This is a genomic window from Streptomyces sp. RLA012 (assembly GCF_056270325.1).
Genome location: NZ_JBWDPA010000002.1, coordinates 10,001,235 through 10,022,790 on the forward strand (window position 1 = coordinate 10,001,235; position 21,556 = coordinate 10,022,790).

Genomic DNA, 21,556 nt, shown 5'->3' on the forward strand with positions numbered 1-21,556 from the left:
TCCGCCCGCCCCCGTGCCCAGGATCAGCGGCGACCCTTTCGCGGTCGCGGTACCTCAAGTTCCTCCAGGCGGGGTTCGTCCCCGTCCTGCACTCGCTGCCAGGCCCCGCGGTAGAGATCGGCGACGGGTGCGGTGGGCACGACGACACCCAGGACGGCTTCCTCGCCGTCGAGCAGGTCGTACATCGGCAGTTTCCATCGCTCCAGCGGAACATGCGGCTTCGCGAGGTGGGTCCAGCCGCCGGGCAGGAACAGCGAGCGTCCGGCTCTGGTGCGGCTGCCTTCGAGTACGAGGTCGGTGGTGGCGAGTTCGACGCGGGCGGCACGGAGCCGGGCCGCGCCACCCCGCTGCTTCGTCCAGCCGGTCCAGCGAGCGGTGTTGTGGTCGGTGGGATCCGGCAGGGCGAGCAGCATCAGATAGATGACGGCGGCGTCCTCACCGACGCCGTACCGCTTGGCCACTTCACCGACGAGGTCGGGCACGGACCGGGCGGGATCCTGCGGCCACCACAGACCGTCCTCGTCGCGCTCGCCCGCCACCGGGTTCCCGGGATCGGCGAGCAACTGCGCGAACCGCCGGTCGTGGACGAGGCGGAGGGCGATCTCCCCGACGGTCGGCCGTTCACCGGGGAACAGCGCCGCCAGGTGGGGGTCGCTCCCGGCCGGGTCCAGCAGCGCGGACCGGACGGCGGCGAAGGGGTCGGAGGCCTCGGTGCTCAGTACGACCGCGCCGTAGCGCACGAAGTCGTCGCCGGCCTCCGTGGGGTCCCCGGCAGCCAGCCGGAAGGCCTCCAGGCCGACCTGTCTGCCGAGGCTGATCAGCAGGCCCGGGTTGGCCAGCCGGTCGCGTACCACGGTCAGCACCCCGGGAAGGACGGCCCGGATCGGGTCGCCGGACGGGAGACGGTGGGCGAGCCATGCGGCCAGGGCCACCGAACCGTTCAGGACGCCGGTGTCGAAGCCGGGCGTGTTCTCGGTGGGGCGGACGTAGTAGGCGCCGCTGGTCGTCCAGTTCAGGTCACGGTTCAACCGCGGTTCGGTGGCCACGTCGAGGAACCCGCGCAGCGCCTCGGACGGTGCCCAGGGGGACTGTACGGTGCGGACCGCGTCGTGAAGCAGTTCCTCGGGGACGGCCGTCCGTCGGCCCACCCGCTGGTTCCAGACCTCTGCCGCCGCGGCCGCGTCGGGGCCGTCCGTCCACAGCCCGGACGGCTCGGCGGGCAACAGCGCCGCCACGACGGCCTGCCAGACACCGGAGTCCCCGAACCCCAGAGCGTCTCTGGCCACCCGCACGTCGGCCGACTTCACTCCGATGGTCTTCAGCGTCTCGGCGGGAACGGGCTTGCGCTCGTCGTCGGTCTGAGGCACTCCGGCGACCACCAGCCGGGCCATGGTCGGGGTGACCCCGGTGAGCCGGGCGAACTCCTCGGCGGCCGCCGGGGACCAGGGCGCCGGGCCACGCTCGGCGAGCTCGGCCCGGAACGCCGCGAACCAGCCGGGCGCACGTGTCGGCTCGGGGACGAACGGCTCGGCGGACACCAGGGTGTACGGAGCGGGTGCCTCGAACAGACCGGCCGGATCGTGGAAGACCGCCCTGTACACCCTGCCACCGGCGACGTTTGTGTCCCATTCATTGGGAAAGACGAGAAATGCGCCGCCGTTGAGGTGGAGCACGGTCGCCGTGGTCGTGCCCCGCTCGGCGTCGGGCCCCTGGAACAGGCTGTCGTCCAGACGCAACTGGACACGGCGCCAGTGGCCGGGGTTCAGCACCGCGAGTTCCTGGGCGTCCAGTTCGGCGAGGAATGTGTCCAGCACCTTCCGGTGGTTCTCCGCGGTGGCCGCGGAGCCGGCCCGGAGAGCCAGCAGGGCGGGCAGCGTGGGCAGGGTCAGCCAGTCCATCTCGCTCAAAGCGGCCTGCTCGGGCAGGGCGAGGTGCAGACGACCCGCCGGGGCCGGTTCGGTGAGGCCCCGCAGCGCCGCCCCGAACAGCCGCGGCAGCCGGAAGATCCTGTGGGCCGATGCGAGGTAGTAGTACGTCCTGCGGTGCACCAGGTACCGGTGGCCGTTGAGGCCGAGGCCCTGCAGTGCCTCGGTGAGCGCGCCGTCGCTGAGCTCGGGCCGCTGCTCCTCCCGAACACCACCCGTGAGCACCGTGTCGAGCCGAGCGCGCGCCGCGTCCAGGACGCGCTGTTGGTCGGCGGCGTACCGCACCACCTCCGCGATGCCCGTGCGCAGCGCCTCATGGCCGACCTGCGGCAGGAGCGTGCGGACCAGCCCGGGCAGCCGGTCCCGGCCGTCCGCTCCCGCTCGCTCCCTCTCCGGATCGCCTTGGTTGTCGGCGTGCTCGGCTTCCTCGGGGTTTTTGGGGTTCTCGGCGATCCGGGCTTTCTCGGCGCCTTCGGTGTCTTCGGCGGACCGCGGCCGTTCCGCCACGGCGGCCGTCAGAAGTGCCGCCGCGGTGTCCTCGTCGACCTGGCGGAGCGCCGCGGAGCCCTGCGGGTCGCGGGGCTGGAGCAAGTGCCAGTAACGCAGGGGCGGCAGCAGCGGAGTGCCCGCGGTGAAGGCTCCGGGGGTATGGTCCCGCGGGACCTCGGCCATCACCGTGCCGTTCGCGTCGAGCAACTTGATCCCGTGGTACTCCTGGATCACCGCCAGAGGCCGGTCGGCGCCGGGGAACTCCAGCGCGTACCGCGGGCTCCGACCCCTTCCGTGCGGCACGACGACCGAGCGCCCCGCCAGGTCCTCGCCCCGCCGTGAGCCGTCGGGCAGCGTCACCACTCGCCAGCCGAGCAGGCCGTTCACCGGCGAGCACATCGGACCCGGTACGGCGGAGGGGGCGGGCAGCAGCCAGCCCGCCTCAAAAGTGCTGCCCTCCGGGGCGGTGCGGACGCCCTCGCCGAACCAGCCCGGTAGCCCGGGGTTCCCCAGCGTGCCGCTGAGCGGGTCGTACTCGTGCCAGGCGCGACGCCTGTCCTCGGTCTCCTCCTGGGCCCACACCCAGTACGACATTCCGTCGCTTATCACCTGCCGTGCCGCTGGAACGAAGGTGTCCCCTCGGCGCAGTACCCCACCGCCGCCGGTGGTCCGGCCGCCCCCGGGCAGCGGGAGCGAGACGGGGGTCAGGTCCCCGTTGGGTCCGTCACGTCCGTCCGTCTTGCTGATGCGGGAGTAGACGGAGTTTTCGACCGGCAGCCGCTGCGAGGCGGTGTGATGCCAGTAGCCCTGCGTGTCGGGCGTGGAACGCCACCAGACGAACAACTCGCCGTCCACGTAGTGCTGGTCCACATCCCAGGGCCAGCGCATCACTTCGTCGGGGAGGCGCAGCTCGTGCGTGAGCACCGTGCCCTCCGCTCCGATCACCCGGACCTCTGTGCCGGACCGGACGATGAGGTACGGCCAGGCATCGGCGACGAGTGGTTCCGGCGCCGCATCCCGCGATTCGGGCGTCCCGAGCGCTTCTTCCCAGGCGGGCCAGCCCAGTTCGTCGAGGAGCCCGGAGCGCAGACTGCGGGCGAGCGCGGGGGCGATGCCGGTGCTCAGCGCTTCTCGTACCGCCTTCTCGGCCACCGCCAGAACCTCTCCCGGCAGCCAGCTCAGCGTTCTGAGGGCGCCGGAGTATCCGGAGAGGCCGGGCAGTTCCGTGGTGGTGTACCTCCGGCTGACCTCACCCACCCATTCGGCAAGCATCGATCGTCCGCCGGGGGACTCGGCCAAGGCGATGACGGTCCGTGTCTCGGCCGGCCCTTCGCCCTCGGGGCAGCCGTTCCGGAACGCCTGGCGGAAGCGGATGTCGGCTTCGAGGGCGACAAGATCGCGCCGGGTGTCGCAGGCTGCCCACGAACGCAGGTTGAGCCTGCGGCGCGACGCGGGTTCCGCCACCGGTATGCCCAGGGTCAGCAGTTGGTCGAGGAGGTTCACATCACCGACAGGGGGCGGCAACGTGCCGCCGGAGGTGTCCAGTTCGGTGCGCAGTGTGTCGGCCATACGGTCCACGAGTGGATACAGCTCCGCCGGAGCGAGGTGCCTGTCCTCGGCTCGGCACAGCTGCAGGAACCTTCGCGTCCATCCGGCCGTACCGTCGGCTGGACGCACTTCGGCGGGCAGTGCGGCATCGCAGAGCCCGGCGGTGGCACCGGACTCCTCCAGCAGATGCAGCCACTGGGGCAGTTCCTCCTTCTCCCACTCCGAGGGCATCAGCCCCAGCAGGGTGCCGCGGAACGCGGGCTCCTGCCGGGTCAGCTCCAGCAGGGCCGCCCGGTGGGTCTTCCACCAGCCGAGCGGTGCCTTGACCGTGCCGGGCAGCAGCAGCATCTCGCGCAGATGGGCGATCTCCTCCACGAGCGCGTTCTTGCCCGCGACCGCCTTCGCCAGTCTGCGCAGATCGCCCGCGCCCGGACTCGACGGAGGCAGTCCGTTCGCCGCGAGCCGCACGAAGAGCCCGCGAAGGTGCCGGAACGCCGTCGCGGCCGGAACCCGGGACAACAGCCCCTTGGCGTAGCTGGAGAGCATCTTCGTCGGCACGGCCTCGGCCAGGGCGAACTCGACGAAGACCGCGTCCATGCGCTCCTCGTCGAACGGCAGCGCGTGCGCCGTCTCCGCCTTGCGCGCGTTGACGAACATCTGGGACGCGTACGCGGTCTCGTCGGCGGCCAGGAACACCCGGCCCGCCTGCTCGTAGAAGGTCGGCAGGAAATGCGGTACGGACCCCGCGAGCCGTTCGCCGATCGACTCGTAGGTGGCGCGCGCCTTCTTCGGCCTGGATCCCACCGTCCGCGCCACCTTGGTCATCTCCTCGACCAGGGACATGGCCAGGTGGCCGTCCGAGGGACGATGGACCAGCACCCATTCCGGGAAGCCCAGTGCCCGGGGCTGCCCGAGCCCGACCTCCGCCGGCTCACCTTCGGGTTCGAGGCCGAGGAAACCCGTGCCCGAGCCCTCTCCCTGTTCCGCGGCGACCAGTCGTACGACGACCCGGCCGTCCAGGCCCGGGTGCCGATAGGCCTGGGTGAACATGGGCACGGCCCGATCGCCTCCCCCGGTGGTCCCCGGCGGCAGTACCGCACCGGCGCGCAGCAACTCCTCGGCCTCCGCCGTCGCGCCGCCCCCGGCCGTCGCGTCGTTTGTCACCGCGTGGTTCATGATTCCGTGCCTCTCCTCGCCGTGCGGCCCGTCCCGGGGGCCTTGCTCATCCGTGTGCCTCCGTCGGCCGCTGCCCTGCGCGGTCGCCCGGCTCCGGCTCCGGCTCCGGTCCCGGTCCCGGAGTGTGTTGCCGTCCGGGCCGTCGTGTCGTTCACGCGGCGCCGTCCGCGGCCACGGTGCGGCCGGCGTGGAGGGCCGCGGCCATGCGCATGCCTTCGGACCAGGCCACCGGGCCGACGTCGGCCGGTCGGAGGCGGCGGCTCTGTTCATCGCCCCAGGTCAGGGGGCCGGTCCGGCCCTCGTCGTCGTAGTAGGGGTTGCCGATGTCGACCGATGCGGTGAAAACCTGCCCGGCGTCCCGGATCCGGCTGGTGACGCAGCCGCCGGCGACCTTGTAGCCGAGCGAAGCGGCGCGGGCGGAGAGGTGGAACCACGAGCCGTACTCTGCATCGGAGAATTCGGTGATCGCGTCGGTGCCGTCGTCGATTTCGGCGGGCTTGTGCCAGGTGGCGCGGTGGATCTGTTCGACGCCCTGGACCACGCCCAACTCGGCCGCGAACGAGCGGAGTTCCTCAAGGTCCGCAAGCAGGACCGGGTGCGGCATCGTCACCGTGTGCGGGGAGAGGCGGATGGTCTCGCCGTCCAGGTTCACCACCCGCAGTTCGCCCGGGTCGTCGGCGTCCCGCAGAAAGCCGACCTCGTCCGGCCCGTCGCCGACCACGACGAGGTCACGCAGTGCCGACCGCCACGCCTCGTCGGGCCAGACCCGGGCCAGCAGGACGGTCGGCACCGGCAGCGAGGACACCATCCAGTTGTCGACCTGCGCCGCGCACCCTGCCGCGTGCCAGTCCAGCCACTCGGCGAACCGCTGCAGTTCGATCACCTCGGGACGGTCCCGTAACTCTGCCGGCAGGGTTTTCAACTGCCCTGCCGGGGAAGCCTCCGACGTGGACCGGGCCACCACCCTGCCTTCCACCAGAGCGATCTCGTAGGTGTCACCCGCTGCCAGCCAACCCATTGGTTCTCCGCCTCTTTCGCCGTGCTCTTGCGCCGTTCGAAAACCGGCACAGCGCGTCCGGCGGCCCGCATCGGTCCACCCCACTGTGACGATGCGCGAAAGACTAGACGCACCCACCGACAGCCTCCGGTGCCTGAACACCTCAGTGGCAGAGGCGACCTGACGTGCAGAGGCCTCTGCCGCGTGAAGAGAGCCTGGTCAGCGTGTGGGTGTGGGTGGGTTGCGTACAGTCCCGTCCATGCCCGAGTTGCAGCTGCTCCGTCCGGACCATGCCGCCGCGCTCCTCGCCTTCGAGCGGGAGAACCGGGCCTACTTCGCCGCGTCCATTCCTGACCGGGGCGAGGCCTACTTCGCCCATTTCGACGAGCGGCTCCGTGCTTTGCTTGCCGAGCAGGAGGCGGGGGTCTGCTACTTCCATGTGCTGGTCCGCGTCGGGGGCGAGATGCTGGGCCGGGTCAACCTCGTGGACGTGGCGGACGGCGGCGCCGAACTCGGGTATCGGATTGCCGAGCGTGCCGCGGGCAGGGGGCTGGCCACCTGGGCCGTGCGGGAGCTGTGCGATCTTGCCGCCAACGGGTACGGGCTGACCACCCTGCGGGCCGCGACCACCCTCGACAACGCGGCGTCGCGGGCCGTGCCGGCCCGCGCAGGGTTCACCGTCGTCGGCGAGACGCAGCTCTCCGGTCGCCCCGGCCTGTCATATCTTCGCAGTCTTGAGGACTTCTCCGCTCAGCGTGCAGACACCGGCCGCCCTCTTTGACGCCAGGTCCGTACCCGACCCGCCCCGCACCCGACCCGCCCCGCACCCGACCCGCCCCGCACCCGGTCCGCTCCGCGTCCCCGGCCCTCAGATCAGAGGAATGGTGACGTCGTCCTCGACGGGCGGATCGAGTTCCTGTCTGCGGTTGCCGGTCGCCGAGAAGCAGCGCAGGCGGACGGTCTCGGGGGTGACGTCCAGACGCAGGAAGCACTTGAAGAACGGGGGGCTGTACGTTGCCGAGCTCGGCGAGAACAACTGCGTGTACACCTTGCGCACGGGCAGCCGGAACCGTGAGGGCCGGTCCGGGCGGCGCCCGGCGCCCAACAGGCTCGCCACCAGACGCGTACGCCATGTGATCCGGGCACCAGGGGCGGCCTGGGCCCGGGCCGGCGGGATGCCGAGACGCCCGGCGAGGACCGCTGTCGCTTCCGCCGCGGTGAGGGTGAAGAAGCGGCGCAGCCGCAGCCGCCGTCCGTAGAGCCTGCTGTAGAAGGCCAAGGAGTCGCCGCGCAGTGGATAGCAGCGGAAGTCGTCCTCGGTGACACCGGCGACGTCGACCCGCGGGATGGTGTGGGTGGCATGCATGAACGCCCCGCCGCCGCCCGAGACCACGTACTGCAGAGTGCGGCCGCCGCTCAACCGCACCGGATAGCGCTGGTAGTTGTGGATGTCGCCGCCTATCGCCGCGACATAGTGGTGGTCCGGGTCGCGGACGATGTCGTCGACGGTACCGCCGCCTTCGATGGGGCAGGGGTGGTGTTCACCGTCCACGTACAGCGGGGAGCCGGTGATCAGGATCTTCGGGAGGTCGCCCTGCGACACCTCGCGCAGCCAGCGTCCCTGTTCGGCGTCCAGCGTGCCCAGCAGACCGGTGTCGATGCCTATGAGGCGTACTGGTCCGGCGTCGATCGCCCAGTACGGGCCCGGCTGGACGGCCTGTTGGGCAGGTGCGGAGCGCAACTCAAGGGCCTCGGCCAGACGTTGCTCGCCAGTGACGCGGGGCTTGTGCCACAGCAGTGACCGCAGCCAGGAGGGCGTCGGCGGACGGGGCGTGGCCTCCCGCGCGAGGGGCGGCGCGTCGCAGAAGACGCGCATGAAGCCGTGAAGATCCTCGTACCAGTCGTGGTTGCCGGGAACGGCGTAGATCGGTGCCTGGTAGTCCTGGTACGGGCGGAAGAACTTCGTCCCGTAGTCGCCGACGGCGCCGACCGGATAGATCACGTCGCTGGCGACGACCGCGAACCTGGTGTCCTGGCTGACCTCCAGGAAGCCGGGCACGACGGCGTACTGCGGGTCGTCCCCCTCCCCGGTGTCCCCGAGGACCATGAAGGAGAAGCGGTCCGGATCGTCGCGCCGCACCACCATGTCGGCGGGAGCCCCGGCGTCCGTCCGCTGCTTCACCCAGCGGCCGCGGGTCCGGCCCGTGGGATCCCCGAACCAGGAGGCCAGCACACCGTTGCGAGCCTGCCAGAGTGTTCTCGGGCTGAGCCACGAGAGCTTCTCGACTCGATCCGGCATCAGATTCTTGTAGACGCCGCGTTCGTCGATACCCCAGCCGGCGCCCTCGGCGGTGTCGCGTGAAGAGTCAGCCACCGGTGAACCGTAACAATGATCTAGCGAAACTCCGCAGGAGGGGGTTTCCCGACCGGCTCGGGGTCCGCTCACCGGTCTCCCAGCGGCTCGCCCGTGGTCGGCTCCGGGCTGCGGACGGGAGTACGGTGGTGCTACCGAGCGCACCTCGCATGCCGTCATCCGTTTCGGCGTCGCTCTCGGGGAACGGCAAGGCCGGAGCACATGTGGTCCGACCGGAAATGAGCCGCCCCATGTCTTCTGCCTCGTACGGTCACGCCGGCTTTCGTGTGCTGTTGTTCCGCACTCCGTTCTTCCGCACCCCGTTGTTCCGCATCGCTTTTCGCGCGCCGTGGTAGCGAATTTCTCGGTTCACAAGGTGTTTCCGGGCATTCCGGCACCTCGCGCGCGCTTTCAGTCCGATGACCGATGACCGATGAGCAATGACCGATGACCGATGACCGATGACCGATGACCGATGACCGATCAAGAGAACGCGGAGCTCATGTATTCACAAGACGCGATCTCCGGCCGCCGCCGGGGCCGCCCCGAACCGACCGCGGAGATGCTCTCCGGACTGGCCTGCCTCATCTGCGGTACCGACTTCCGTAACGCACCCGAGGCGGACGCGAACGCGGTAGTGGTCTCGCATCGTGACGACAAGCAGCTGCTGGCCTGCCACGGGACGTGCGCACGGCTGGCGAGCGGGTCGGTCACCGGTCTGGACGAGACGCCCCTCCCGCTGGCCGAGCGCATGCGCAGACACCGGGCCGACCGCTCCTGACGCGGACACCCCGTACAGGGCGCCGGGCCGTAGACGCGACCGGCGCACTCCGGGACGCAGCCTGCGCTTCACACATCCGCGACGAACAAGAGTGAAATGACAAGGAAGCGCATGAGCCTGATGAGCGTGGGAGTGCTTGCCTCCTCCCGCAAGGAGAACGAGTTCCGGCTGCCGCTGCACCCCGGCCACCTCGACCGGATCGCCCCGGACCTACGCGAAAAGATCTTCCTTGAAGAAGGCTACGGCGAACGGTTCGGCGTCGGCGACGACGCTCTGCGACCGCTCGTCGGAGGCGTGCGCTCCCGGGAACGGCTTCTCGCCGAGTGCGATGTGATGCTGCTGCCCAAACCGATGCACGAGGACATCGCCGAGCTGCGCGAGGGCCAGGTGCTGTGGGGATGGCCGCACTGTGTGCAGGACGAGAAGATGACCCAGATCGGCATCGACCGGAGGCTGACCCTCGTCGCCTGGGAGGCCATGAACCACTGGACGTCCACGGGTGCCTTCAGCGTCCATGTGTTCCACAAGAACAACGAACTCGCGGGCTACTGCTCGGTGCTGCACGCCCTGCAGCTCGGTGGGCTGACCGGCAGTTACGGCCGCCGTCTGCGTGCGGTGGTCATCAGCTTCGGCGCCACGGCGCGCGGAGCGGTCACCGGCCTGGGCGCCATGGGGGTGTCCGACGTCACGGTGCTCACCCAACGCGCCGCGGCGGCCGTGGCCTCACCGATGCCGTCCGTCGTGATGGGCCACTTCGAGGAGCAGGATGACGATCCGTCGCGGCTTCGGGCACTCACCGCGGCCGGTCCCGTGCCGCTCGCGGAGTATCTGGCCGGGTTCGACATCATCGTCAACTGCATCCGGCAGGACACCGACGCGCCGCTGATGTTCGTCACCGACGAGGAACTCGCCCTGTTCCGGCCGGGTACCTTCTTCGTCGACGTCTCCTGCGACGCGGGCATGGGCTTCGAATGGGCCCGTCCCACCACCTTCGGCGAGCCCATGCCCACGGTGGGGCCGGACTGCCACTACTACGCGGTGGATCACAGCCCGTCCCACCTGTGGAACTCGGCCACATGGGAGATCAGCGAGGCGCTCCTTCCCTATCTCCGCAAGGTCTTGAGCGGCCCCGTCGCCTGGGAGGCCGACGCCACGGTCAGAAACGCCATCGAGATCCGCGACGGCGTGGTCCAGAACCCGAAGATCCTCTCCTTCCAGCACCGGTCAGCCGCGTACCCCCACCCCACCGACGTCCCGGCCCTGACGCTGCGCCCCACCCCACAGGTGGCCTGACCAGCCTGGGAAGAGCTCACGGGCCATGGCAGCCATCGGCCCGTGAGCCCGTGAGCCCGTGAGCCCATGGGCCCATGGGCTCTTGTGCTTGTTGTCGCCGGGGCAGAGGTTGCCTTCGGTGGCCGAAGGCGGCGGTTTTTCGGGTCCCGCACGGTACGTGTTCTGCTCGTGCGCCGCAGCGAGACCGAGCGGTTCCTGCCCCGGGTGTGGGGCGTGCCCTGCGGAAAGCTGGAACCGGGCGAGAGCCCCGAGGACGGAGTGCTGCGGGAGCACAAGGAGGAGACCGGGCTGCTCGGCGAGGTCGTTCGCAAGGTCGGCGAGTCCTCCTTCGTCAGCGAGTATCAGGGGTGCGAGATCACGAACTGGCAGGACAACTTCCTGGTCAGGCCCCTCTCCCGGCACATCGTCCGCCCCGAGCCGGACCAGGCCCACGCCTGGCTCGCCCCCGGCGAGCTGACCACCGTCGACATCGACGAGTACAACCTGGACATCGTGCGGCAGGCGCTCGACCATGCCCGAGCCGCCGGGTCATGAGCTTCTGAGCAGCTCCGCGAGGGAGTTGAGCTCCGCGAGATAGTCCGCCACGTCCAGCGGCACCTTCGGCACCGCTCCCGGGTGCGGGCCCGCCGCCGTGAACACATCGGTGTGGCACGGCCGTTCGCTTCCCGTCTCCAGGAACAGCGTCACCGTCGGCTCGGGCGTGTCGCACCGCGCCCGGTGCGGTGTGTGCGCGGGCAGCGCATAGGTGCTGCCGGCCGTGTACTCCGCCATCTGCGTCAGCCGTAGCCGCGCGGGACCGGTCGGCTCCGGCAGCAGTTTGCCGAAGCCGAGGACATGGCGGTACGACAGCCGGGCGCGGTCCTCTGGCTCGCCCTCCCCGGAGGCGAGTTCGGCGGCCAGTTCCAACGGCCGTTCGGGGGCGCCGAGTTCGGCGATCACCGCACGAGCGGCCGGCACAAGTTCCTGCTCGGGCAGTTCGCCGTCCAGCCGCTCGCGCCAGGCCTCTTCGAGTCCGTCCTCGCGGGCGGCACGGGCGTTGCCGCCCTCGCCCAGGACGCGGGCCGTGCGGTCCAGCGCCACCACGGTCTGCGCGGTGTGCAGCGGGGACGGCGAACCGTGGAAGGGGGCGAGCCGGTAGCCCCAGCAGCGACGGTGCAGGCGACGCGGATCGTTGATCGTGCCGCCGATGAGCGCGTCTCTCAGCGCGGGCAGGGTGCTCGACCCGGGGGCCGCGCGCAACAGCCCGCGCGGCACCGTCGTCACGACATGCGTCAACTCCGCGCCCGTACGGCCCCGTTCGGGTGTGAAATCGGACTCGCAGCGGACCACTTCCTCGGCGAGGCGCTCCGGTGCGGCGCCCGCGCGGGCCAGCGCGCCCAGCACCAGCGCCGTCACCTCCGGCCGTGCCTCCGCGCCCTGCGAACGGGCCGACCAGCCGCCGCCGGGCAGCCGCAGCCGCCACAGCGTCTCCACCAACTCACCTGTGCGGAGCCGCCCTTCGGGCATGCCGAGGTCGAGCATGGTGTGCAGTCCGTACGCTGTGCCGACCGACGTGGGGCGCACCGGGGCGGTCTGCTGCGCGGACTCGCCGAGCGAGTGCGGCCAGCCGGTCAGCCGCCCCTTGACGGGGTCGTCCACCACGGAGACCTGTTCGGTGAGGGTGCGGTACGCGGCCGCGCACACCTCGGGGAGCGGGCCGGGTTCGAAGGAGAGCCCGGTGGTCACCACACGGACGGGGAGGCGGTCGGGATCCGCCGTACGGGCCCGCACCAGCGCCGCCGACAGCCAGGCCGCGGCGGTTGTGCCCAGACCGCTGACCACGGCGATCGCAGAGCGGTCCGGGTCTCAACGAACCGCGCCCCAGCTGTTGTTGAGACATGGCGTGCTCCCTTTCCCAGGGCGGCACGTGGCCAGTGAAGCCTCCAGTCCAAGTGCTCAGCGGGACTCCTGGGATGGTGAGCGGAAGCGGGGTTTCCGCCGGTCGTCTCCGGGTCGCGGGAGCCGTGGGGCCCGGTGCGGCGGCACACAGGAGCGGGCCCCGGCCGCCGGATCCAACCCCGTGTGGTTCCGGTGACCAGGGCCCGAGAAGGGCACCGTCAGGGCAGTACGTTGACGGTGCCGACGTTGACGTAACCGCCGAGTGCGGCGAAGGCGCCGGCCGGGTTCTGGTAGCCGAGGGAGGCGATCAGCGAGTAGGTGCGGCCCGCCCTGAGGTTCCTGAGGACGATGTCCTGCCGGTAGTCCGGGCCCCCGTTGAGCGGGATGGGCTGCGGCGGGTTCGGGAAGGGGTAGTCGTCCTGGCCGCCGACCTCGTCGACGCTCACCTTGAGCGTCCAGTTGCCGGCCAGCAGCGGTACCAGGAAGCCGGACAGATGCCACTCGGTCTGGACGGTCACGGGCGTGCCGTTCTTGACGATGTCGGCGGGTGTGTCATCGGGGTCCAGGACGATCGCGCTGATCCGGCCGTCGAGTGCCGTCGGCGGCACGGGCAGCGACTGGAAAGTTCCTGAGGCCATGTCGTACTCCTTCGCAGGGCCTGTGGATGGACGCCCCCACGGTGCCTTCGCGGGCTTCCGGCGGTCCCGGGGCAGGAGTCCTGACACTCCCCGGCGTTTTGCCCGCGGAGCCGGGACCGGACAGGGCACCGGCCGCCGCTCTCAGCCATGGCCGGCGCCCGGGCCCCCGGTCGTGCCGAGGCCCGCGTCGCGCGCCACGGCCACCACGGCGGCACGGTCGCGGACGCCCAGCTTGAGGATGATGGCCGACACATGGTTCCGTACGGTCTTCTCGGCCAGGAACAACTGCCGTGCGATCTCGTGGTTGCCGCGCCCCTCGGCCACCAACTCCAGTACTTCCAGCTCCCGTTCGGTCAGGTCGGGGAAGACCCGCGACGCGTAATGCTGGTGGGCGCCGGTGAAGAACGCCACGATGCGGCGTGCCACGGCCTCGCCGTAGACGGCGTCCCCGGAGGCCACCGCCAGAACGGCACGGATGATCTCCGTACGGTCGGCGCCCTTGAGGAGATAGCCCCTGGCGCCCGCTCGCAACGCGCCGAACAGCGCCTCGTCGTCCTCGTGCATCGTCAGCACCAGCACGCCCACCTCCGCGTGTCTGGCGAGCAGGGAGCGGGTGGCGGTGGCGCCGTCGGTCCCCGGCATGGCGAGATCGGTGATCACGATGTCGGGTCGGACCTCGTCCACCACCCGCTGCAACTCGTCCCCGTCGGCGGCCTCCCCGACGACCTGGACCTCGTCGGACGCGGCCAGCGCGGCCGTCAGGCCGTACCGGAACATGGGGTGATCGTCGGCGATAACCACCCGAATGGGGGTATTGGCAGTCATACGGTCTCCAGCGGCAGCGTGGCGGTGACGGTGGTCCGTCCGGGAGCGGACGTGACACGGAAGGTGCCTCCCAGGGCCCGGGCACGGCGGTTCATGGAGGACAGACCGATGCCCGGTGTGGCCAGGTCGGTGATGCCGTGGCCGTCGTCGGTGACCGTGATGTGCAGAGCGTCGTCGACGGCCGCCATCCGCACCTGGGCGTGGCGGGCCCCGGCATGCTGTGCGGTGTTGCTGAGGGACTCGGTCACGATGCGATAGGCGGCGGCCTCCACGTCCGGGGAAAGGAGCGGTAGTTCACCGATCTCGACCTCGACGGGCACGGCCTCGGAGATCGTCTTGGCGTGCTGGCGGACCGCCTCGGCCAGCCCCAGACTGTGCAGCACGACCGGGCGCAGCCCGTCGATGATCCGGCGGATCTCACCGACGGCGGTCGTGGCCTCCTCGCGGATACGCGACAGCAGCGCCCCGGCGGGCGTCGACTCATCGGTGTCCAGCACGTCGGCCAGCGCCTGCAACCCCAGCCCCATGCCGGACAGCGAGGGGCCGAGACCGTCGTGCAGATCGTGCCGGATGCGGTCGCGTTCGGCATGGGTGGCCGTCACCACCCGATCGCGCTCCGCCTCCAGGGCCTCGGTGAGCTCCAACGCCCGCAGCAGCGTGGCGATCTGCAGGGCCAGTGCGGCCAGCAGCCGGAGGTCGGCGTCGTCGTAGGGTCCCGCGGACCGGCGATCGGCGACCGTCAGGGTGCCCAGGTCGTGGCCCCCGACCCGTAAGGGCAGTACGGGCCCCGTCGCGGACATGGTCCCCTGGCAGCCGACGCTCCGCCCGCCGGGTGCGTGCACCTCGGCACCGGGAGCGCGCACCGCCCGCATCACGGCCGTGAGCGCGGCGGGCAGCAGGTCCCGCTCCCCGGCCACCGCGACCTGATCGCCGAGACGGGCGATGGCCCGCAGCGGGTCGTGCCGCTCGCCGTAGATGAGCCAGTTCACCGCCCGCTGCAACCGGTCCCGGACCGGCGCCAGTACGACCGCCACCAGGGCCGCGGCCACCACTCCGGGCAGGAGACCGCGCTCCAGCACGGAACCCACCAGGACGGTCACGACCAGGTACACGGCGATCACCACCGCGGTGAGCACCCCGTACACCAGCCCGCGCCGCAGCACGAGCTCTATGCCCAGGAGGCGGTAGCGCAGGACGCCCACGGCCACGGCGACCACGACCGGGAAGGCGAGCAGGACCGAGAAGACCGGCTCTTTCGAGATCATCGACGCGTAGAAGGAGGCGGTCATGGCCGGTGCCTCCGTGCACACCAGCCAGACCAGGAGTTGCCGCTCGGGTGACCGGGCCCGTAGGAGCCGGACGATCGTGCCGACCCAGATGGACAGGGCGGAGAGCGCCAGGACGGGCAGGCACACTCCCCACGACAGCCAGGTGAGAAGGGTGGGGGACATCGTCAGGGGCACGGTGAGACCGGGAAACAGATCGGCGTGCACCTCCGGATCGAAGGGCGCGACGAACGTCAGCGCGACGGTTCCCGCGATGGCGCCCCCGACGGGCCACCGCCACCAGGGGGCGGAGAGCCGCCCCTCCGGGTAGAAGGCCATCACCAGCGTGGGGGTGGCCACCCAGCCCGGCACGAACAGACCCGACGCCACGTTGACGGCGAGCGTGGCGCCCGGCCACGGTGGATCGGCTTCGGCCAGTCCGTAGCCCCCGTACGCGACCAGGGCCTGTTCCACGGCGGCCGCCAGGTTCATGCCGGCGAAGAGCCACCCGATCAGGTTCCGGGGCCGCAACAGGATCAGGAGCGAACCGATGCCGAGTTCCGCGAGGGTTACCACGGCCAGGGAGATCACATAGGCGGGCTCGGACGACACCCCGCCCGGCTCCGTTCTCGGCAGCGTCAGCACCCAGAGCGCGAAGCCGGTACACGCGGCGCTGCACAGCACGCCGCCCCAGACGACCGCACGCGTAGGCATGCCAACAGTGTGCAGTGCGGGGCGGCCCTGCGGTCCCGGTTCATGTCCCGGTGAAACCGGGACAGTTGCCCAGTACCGTCGGGAGGCTTCGGGGGCGCCGGCCCTGACGGCGTCGGATTCAGATCAGTCCGGTCCGTATGGCGTGGGAGACGGCGTGGGCACGGTTGCGCGACCGCATGCGCTTCATCGCTCCGTACAGGATGTATCGCACGGTGCGTTCGGAATAGGAGAGCTCCGTCGCGATCTCGTCGCAGTGCTTCCCTTCGGCGATCAGGCGCAGCACGTCCACCTCACGCGCGCTCAGCTTGGACGCGGACCGGCTTCGGGAGGCGACGACTTTCTGTTCCGCCCGCTCGGAGTGCCGCACCTGGCGGGTCGGAACGCGCTGGGAAGAGGGCCCGCTCTCGTCGCTGTCGGCCACCGCGCGCACAGAGCGGACGAAGACGTCCGGGCTGCAGAAGTCCCACCAGACGACGGCGCGGACGCCCCGGTTCCGGGCCGCCGACACATCGGCCTGCCACTGCTTGCCCACCACCACGAGAAAGCGTGCGCCGGGCTTGTCGCACAGGCTGCGGAGCAGGTCCAGGGCGGAGGCGTCCGCCACGTCCACGGCGACGACGATCACGTCGGCCTCCCGGATCCTGTCGCGCGGCAGCTCGCGCAGACGCGGGTCCAGTGCGACGAAGCCGGCCAGTGCGGCGCCGATCAGGGGGGCGGGTGCGTGCAGCACCACGCGCACGGTCTCGATGAGTACTTGCTGAGGCATGCGCCCCCTCCCAACTCACGACGGAGGTCGTCTCACAACTGAGATCGCCCGTGGGGTTTAGGAGGCCGATGCTGCCACCCGGGGAGGCCGAACATCCGTGCCAAATCGCTGCCGTCCGCTAACAGAGGGAAATCTGGCACGAGCGGCCGACCGGCCCTCGCGCACCTGTGAACCGGCTGTACGAGTCGTGGATCCCCTGCCTGGTCGCCGCCGGCAGCCTTCGGCGTGGAAGCCCGTGGCCATCCCGGAAGAAGGCCCCACGACCTCTCTGTACAGATCGGCAAGGTTCGCGGATTCGGCTTTCACCGGAAGCGGAGAGCGCACAACCATGTCGTGGAAAGCGCGCTCCTGGCGCTTCGTCACTGTCGGAGCGTGCGACAGGCCGACCGGTGCAGGCCCGTCCCGACGGGTGGCGGCGCGAGGCACTCGAACCGATTCGACGTACATCAGGAGTGAAGCCCGTGCGCCCGATCTTCGCGGATTTCACTGTCGGTCGGGCGTGGCTGCCGAACAGCGCAGTCCGGTCTACGGGATGCCGTGCCGCCCGTGGCCGTCACAAAACGGAATTCGTCATTCCCGGCACCTGCACCCAGGACACGGTTCTGACGGTTCCCGAGAACCTTCCGGTGCGGGCACGAACACCATCCGGATACGCAACCGCGCGGACGCACGCCCCGCGCATCCTTCCTGGCAACTTCTAGCAACAAGGATGGCCGCATGATCGCGTCCATTGTCCTGTCCGTGGTGCTCGGCCTGGTGCTGCTCGGCGCCGCTGTCGCACTGACCCGGGGCAAACGCATCTCCTCCTCCGGACAGGTCCGCGCCGCGGGGCCGGGTGCCGACAGGCGGAAGGCACTTGAGACGGTCGCCCTGGGGCTGCGGGCCGTGGCGGAGGGGCGCTCGCACGGCGCGCGCCCGCTGCCCGAGGTGCACGTCGTCGTCTACTCGGGGCGGCTGCTGACGTTACGGCTCGCCGGTGCCGACGCGCCCGCGCCCGCACCGTGGACCGCGGACGTCTCGGGGAAGGAGTGGTCGGTGGAGTCGTCGAGCCTGCGCCGGACCGGCAACGGGACCGGCGGGCCCACGCATCCGTACTCCCTCACCGTCACCCTCGGCCTGTACAGAGGCGACCGGGTGCTGGTCGACCTCTCGCGGCTGCCAGGGGTGATCGCCCTCACCGGCGACGACGACGATGTCCTGCGGCTGGCTCAGGCCCTCATCACCGAGCTCGTCTCGGGACCGGTCGGGCTACTCGCCAAGGTCGTCCTGGTGGGTTCGGCGGCCACTCCCTCGGTGACCGACGGACTGGGCGCGCGCTCGGCCCGCCTGTACACCGCGGCCACCCGGGACGAGGCGCTGACCTGCGGGGACAACCTGCCGTCCGGATCCGTCCCGGCACCGGTCTCCCCGACCTTGCACATGTACAAGGGCAGCGGCGCGGCGCCCACCGGGACGCATGCCCGCCGGCTGTTCGTGGTGACCGCCGCCCAGTTCCGCGACGAGAGGTGGGCGGACAGCCCGTTGCGCGGGACGGATGTGCTTCTGGTGCTCGGTTACATCCGCGACGCGGGCTGGTGCTTCCAGGTGAACGCCGACGGCTCCCTGGACACCGGCCGACTCGGTGTGCTCATCGACACCCACACGGGTCGTTTGTCCTGACCCGTCGATCATCGAGAGGTGGCCCTCCGGGCGCGGTGGAAGGAGCGCACGGCGGCCACGACGCCGGACGCCCGGCCGGAGGCATCCGCCGGGCGCCACGGCCGCGCACACACCACGTCACTGCCGGCCGGCCGGCGTCGCTCGGCCGGGATCGGGGAAGGAACCCCCGGCTGCACCGTGCACACCGTCCGGCACCAGGTCGCGGCCCGCGAGGCTGCCGTCCAGCCAGGCCGCGGCCAGCTCCACCCGGGAGCGGCACCCGGTGCGCTGGAACAGTTGCGTCAGCCGCCGCTCCACGGTCTTCTCGCTCCACGCGAGCCGCGCCGCGATCTGCCGGTTGGTCGCCCCGTCGCTGACCATCGCGGTCAGTCTGACCTCTTCCTCGCTCAACTCCTCCTTGCTCGGACGCAGCCTCGGCAGCACGATGCTCCGCCGCTGTGCCATGTGACCGAGCGTCGTACGGGTGGCGCGCCCGATCCCCAGCGCCTGGGCGATGTGCGAGGCCTCGGCGAGCCGCTGTTCGGAGTCGTCGCCGATCTCCACCAGACACAGACGGCAGAGCAGGCCCAGGTAGACGTCGCCCCGTCGGGATATCAACCGGAGGGCGGCAACGGCGCTGTCCACGTCGCCGTGCACCAGGCCATGGCCCCAGAGCACCGCCTCGCGCGTCATGGGGGAGCCCACTTCCTCGTGCAGCGCCTCCAGTTCGTCCAGTGCCTCCCGCATGGCCTTGGGCATGTTCTCCAGCATGGCGAATGACACGTACCGCAGCAGCACCTTCTCGACACCCGAGAGCAGACCGCTCCCGCGAGCCCGGCGCACGTCCTCGCGCGCCTCCTCCAGTGCCTCCTCCACCTGGCCCGACCAGTACCGAAGACCCATCTTCACCCAGGCGACGAGCGGGTGGGACACGGTGTCGGGAATCAACTCCAGCCATGCCCGGGCGTGCCCCAACTCCCCGCGTGCGCAGTGGATCTCGGCTGCCAGCGCCCGGGCGGCATGCGCGCCGGCGGCGGCCGTGCCGCGGGTCCGGCTCCGCGCCTCGATCCGGCGGGCGGTGGCCAGGGCCTGGTCCCAGTCCCCCTTCAGGTAGTCGCGCACCATGGAGTGGTACCGGGCGGCGGTGCTGTTCCCGGCCCCCGTATAGCGGTCACCGAGCACGGTGGCCAGGGCGTCGGCCAGGTCCGCGTGTGCGGCCGCGCTCCGCAGCCGGTCCAGGGTCTGCGCGCCGTTGGGGTCGGGCGGCAGGGCGTGCAGCGCCTTCAGCAGGTCGGCGCGGCTGCCCGCGGCGGTGGCCAGCAGCCGCAGTTCCGCCGGTGAGGGCAGCGGCCCGGATCCGGCCGCGACGGGGTCGGCGGCCGGCACACGGTGCGCCTCGCCACCCGGGTGGCCCGTCACCCGGCCGAGCCGTCCGTACGAGTCGAGTCCGTAGGGACCGGCCAACGCGGCCGCGGCGGGCGTGTGCTCCGGAACATCGCGGTCCTGGGGACCGGGGTCAGGGGCGTACGGCAACCGGTGCTCGTGCAGTGCCGAGAGAGCCCACACCTCGGTGACGTATTCCAGACTGTCCCGGTCCTGCTCGGCGGGTGACGCGTCCAGGCAGGCGAACAGTGGTTCGCTCAACGCCAGCACACCGGGGTGGTCGCCATGGCGCAGGCTCAGCTCGGCGGACTCGCGCAGCACGCCGGGCGTTCGGCGGTCGTGCGGCGCCAGTCGCCGAAGCGCCGAGGAGTAGGCGCGGACCGATCGGGGCCAGTCGGCCCTGGCATCGGTACGGGCCGCCGCCAGCAGCAGATCCACCGCGAGGGCGTCGTCCAGCCGGCTCCCGGCGGCTGTCACGTGATCGGCCAGGCGGGGATAGCCGCCCCCCGCGGTCTCCGCACCCAGCCGGTCGGTCAACGAAGTGGTGATCAGGGCGTGCAGCGACCGCACTTCGTGGTGGGTGGGAAGTGTGCGCAGCGCCGCCGCCAGTGCCGGAACGGCGAACGACATCCGGCCGTCCTCGTCCGCGGTCAAAATCCCCTCCCCGACCAGCGAGTTCAGCGTTCGGTCGACGATGCCGGCCCGCCGTGGGCCTCCGGGTTTCAGCCGGCGCAGATCGTCCAGCCGTATCTCGGTGTGCGCGAGATTGCGGGCCACCGCGGCCGCCGAGTCCAGGGTGGCGGCGTCCGGTGGCGTGCCCGGCCAGCAGAGCCGGCCGAGTTGGGTCACGTCCGCGGTGAGTCGCAGTGCTCGCTCCGGCGCTGTCAGGCACATCTGGCCGCCGAGTTCCAGGAAGTCGCCGTGCTCGTCCATCGAGTCGAGCACGGACAATACGGCCTCGGGGGTGCCCGCCATCGGGCCCAGCGCACCCAGCACCGCCGTCACCAGCGCCGGTTCGACAGGCCGGCCGAGCCGCCGTACGACGAGGGCCTTGATGTCGGCGGGCCGCAGCGGCGGCAGTTCGAGCAGCCGGTCGGCCGCCGCCGTCAGCTGCGCGGCGCCGCCGTCTCCCGGGTGTGCCGGCCGACCGGCCATCACCATGGGCACGTCGACCGGGCGGAAGACGCGGAGCAGCAGGCCGAGGGCGGAGGCCGTCGGCGACGGCAACCGTTCGACGTCGTCGACGACCAGCGCGAAGGGGGTGTGCCGGGCCGCGTCTGCGAGTACCTCGCTCAGGGCGGACAGCAGCGTCAACTCGTCGTCGTGGCCGGTGGTTTGCCGCTGAATCCGGCGGACGGCGCCGATGCGGACCGGGCTCCGACGGTCGTGGATCTTGGTGAGCACGCCGTGGACGCCATCGGCCAGGGCGGCCGCACCGGGCGGGCTCTCACCGTCGTGGCAGCGTAACGGTAAGACCCTGGCGCCTTGTTCGACCACCGCTCGCCGGGCCTGCTCCACCATGGCGGTCTTGCCCGTTCCGGCTCCGCCGATGACCAGCAGGGTACGCGCCGAGGCGCCGGTGGACAGCAGCGTGTCCGCCACTTCCCGGAGCTCGCTGTACCTGCCGATGACGGATTCGGTGTCCCGCACGCCCACTCCTCCCGGTCCGGTGCGTCGCATGTGAACGGCCCACAAGGGCGCGGGTGTTCACGGTGTGGCACGGCGCTTCCCGAGTCCGCTGCCCGACGGAAATGACCATAATGGCTGGCGCCGGTCGGGGGCCCGGACGCCGGGCCGGTCGGAGACGCTCGGAGTACCCGGGTTCGTCAGCGCCCGCCTGGCATGCGCCATCGAAGAAAGTGCGGTGAACAATGGCTGCTCCGTCCG

At 71.1% G+C, this 21,556-nt stretch carries 14 protein-coding genes; 5 read left to right on the plus strand and 9 right to left on the minus strand.

Translation table 11 applies throughout. From position 1 onward, the window contains the following. Positions 1-23 precede the first annotated feature (23 nt). Together RV986_RS45540 and RV986_RS45545 are read right to left on the minus strand one after the other, a co-directional pair. Entirely contained in the window at positions 24-5,138 is a 5,115-nt protein-coding gene (locus RV986_RS45540) for a DNA-binding protein (protein WP_475922960.1), read from the minus strand. A 151-nt stretch (positions 5,139-5,289) separates the two neighbouring features. Further along, positions 5,290-6,156 carry a DUF4132 domain-containing protein gene (locus tag RV986_RS45545; RefSeq protein WP_475922961.1) on the minus strand — a complete coding sequence of 289 codons (867 nt, stop codon included), beginning with the start codon at positions 6,154-6,156 and terminating at the stop codon, positions 5,290-5,292. A gap of 238 nt (positions 6,157-6,394) precedes the next feature. On the opposite strand from RV986_RS45545, the gene RV986_RS45550 reads away from it, so the two are divergent. After that, entirely contained in the window at positions 6,395-6,916 is a 522-nt protein-coding gene (locus tag RV986_RS45550; RefSeq protein WP_475922962.1) for a GNAT family N-acetyltransferase, read from the plus strand. An 87-nt stretch (positions 6,917-7,003) separates the two neighbouring features. On the opposite strand, the gene RV986_RS45555 is transcribed toward RV986_RS45550, so the two are convergent. Next, positions 7,004-8,509 (minus strand): metallophosphoesterase family protein, encoded by a 1,506-nt coding sequence (locus RV986_RS45555; protein WP_475922963.1) that lies wholly within the window; start codon positions 8,507-8,509, stop codon positions 7,004-7,006. A gap of 454 nt (positions 8,510-8,963) precedes the next feature. On the opposite strand from RV986_RS45555, the gene RV986_RS45560 reads away from it, so the two are divergent. The 3 genes from RV986_RS45560 to RV986_RS45570 all read left to right on the plus strand — a co-directional run bounded on the left by RV986_RS45560 (position 8,964) and on the right by RV986_RS45570 (position 11,096). Further along, positions 8,964-9,269 (plus strand): hypothetical protein, encoded by a 306-nt coding sequence (locus tag RV986_RS45560; protein WP_475922964.1) that lies wholly within the window; start codon positions 8,964-8,966, stop codon positions 9,267-9,269. 111 nt (positions 9,270-9,380) lie between these two features. Further along, positions 9,381-10,562, plus strand: coding sequence for a N(5)-(carboxyethyl)ornithine synthase (locus RV986_RS45565; protein ID WP_475922965.1), 1,182 nt, complete (start codon positions 9,381-9,383; stop codon positions 10,560-10,562). Between the two features lie 168 nt (positions 10,563-10,730). Next, on the plus strand, positions 10,731-11,096 hold the full coding sequence (locus tag RV986_RS45570) for an NUDIX hydrolase (RefSeq protein WP_475922966.1): 366 nt from the start codon (positions 10,731-10,733) through the stop codon (positions 11,094-11,096). Here the strand turns inward: RV986_RS45570 and RV986_RS45575 are convergent. The 5 genes from RV986_RS45575 to RV986_RS45595 all read right to left on the minus strand — a co-directional run bounded on the left by RV986_RS45575 (position 11,091) and on the right by RV986_RS45595 (position 16,648). Further along, positions 11,091-11,549, minus strand: coding sequence for a hypothetical protein (locus RV986_RS45575; RefSeq protein WP_475924667.1), 459 nt, complete (start codon positions 11,547-11,549; stop codon positions 11,091-11,093). The genes RV986_RS45570 and RV986_RS45575 overlap by 6 nt on opposite strands. A 1,109-nt stretch (positions 11,550-12,658) precedes the next feature. Further along, the gene (locus RV986_RS45580; protein WP_475922967.1) at positions 12,659-13,078 is read right to left on the minus strand and encodes a hypothetical protein; all 420 of its coding nucleotides are present in this window, start codon (positions 13,076-13,078) and stop codon (positions 12,659-12,661) included. Between the two features lie 141 nt (positions 13,079-13,219). Further along, entirely contained in the window at positions 13,220-13,903 is a 684-nt protein-coding gene (locus RV986_RS45585; RefSeq protein WP_475922968.1) for a response regulator transcription factor, read from the minus strand. Continuing rightward, complete coding sequence (locus RV986_RS45590; protein WP_475922969.1) at positions 13,900-15,882, minus strand: sensor histidine kinase; 1,983 nt, start codon at positions 15,880-15,882, stop codon at positions 13,900-13,902. Before RV986_RS45590 ends, RV986_RS45585 begins: the two co-directional genes overlap by 4 nt. Positions 15,883-16,000: 118 nt before the next feature. Further along, on the minus strand, positions 16,001-16,648 hold the full coding sequence (locus tag RV986_RS45595; protein WP_475922970.1) for a helix-turn-helix transcriptional regulator: 648 nt from the start codon (positions 16,646-16,648) through the stop codon (positions 16,001-16,003). A 717-nt stretch (positions 16,649-17,365) separates the two neighbouring features. Between RV986_RS45595 and RV986_RS45600 the strand changes: the two genes are divergently transcribed. After that, a complete protein-coding gene (locus RV986_RS45600) occupies positions 17,366-18,307 on the plus strand; it encodes a hypothetical protein (RefSeq protein ID WP_475922971.1) in 942 nt (313 codons plus the stop codon). Between the two features lie 117 nt (positions 18,308-18,424). On the opposite strand, the gene RV986_RS45605 is transcribed toward RV986_RS45600, so the two are convergent. Further along, positions 18,425-21,319 carry a helix-turn-helix transcriptional regulator gene (locus RV986_RS45605; protein WP_475922972.1) on the minus strand — a complete coding sequence of 965 codons (2,895 nt, stop codon included), beginning with the start codon at positions 21,317-21,319 and terminating at the stop codon, positions 18,425-18,427. Positions 21,320-21,556: the final 237 nt, after the last annotated feature.

What these genes read in the sequence shown, in the direction of transcription:
- RV986_RS45565 (WP_475922965.1), top strand. Translation starts at nt 9,381, where the DNA reads ATGAGCCTGATGAGCGTGGGAGTGCTTGCCTCCTCCCGCAAGGAGAAC.
- RV986_RS45540 (WP_475922960.1), bottom strand. Translation starts at nt 5,138, where the DNA reads ATGAACCACGCGGTGACAAACGACGCGACGGCCGGGGGCGGCGCGACG.
- RV986_RS45585 (WP_475922968.1), bottom strand. Translation starts at nt 13,903, where the DNA reads ATGACTGCCAATACCCCCATTCGGGTGGTTATCGCCGACGATCACCCC.
- RV986_RS45550 (WP_475922962.1), top strand. Translation starts at nt 6,395, where the DNA reads ATGCCCGAGTTGCAGCTGCTCCGTCCGGACCATGCCGCCGCGCTCCTC.
- RV986_RS45560 (WP_475922964.1), top strand. Translation starts at nt 8,964, where the DNA reads ATGACCGATCAAGAGAACGCGGAGCTCATGTATTCACAAGACGCGATC.
- RV986_RS45595 (WP_475922970.1), bottom strand. Translation starts at nt 16,648, where the DNA reads ATGCCTCAGCAAGTACTCATCGAGACCGTGCGCGTGGTGCTGCACGCA.
- RV986_RS45580 (WP_475922967.1), bottom strand. Translation starts at nt 13,078, where the DNA reads ATGGCCTCAGGAACTTTCCAGTCGCTGCCCGTGCCGCCGACGGCACTC.
- RV986_RS45600 (WP_475922971.1), top strand. Translation starts at nt 17,366, where the DNA reads ATGATCGCGTCCATTGTCCTGTCCGTGGTGCTCGGCCTGGTGCTGCTC.
- RV986_RS45545 (WP_475922961.1), bottom strand. Translation starts at nt 6,156, where the DNA reads ATGGGTTGGCTGGCAGCGGGTGACACCTACGAGATCGCTCTGGTGGAA.
- RV986_RS45590 (WP_475922969.1), bottom strand. Translation starts at nt 15,882, where the DNA reads ATGCCTACGCGTGCGGTCGTCTGGGGCGGCGTGCTGTGCAGCGCCGCG.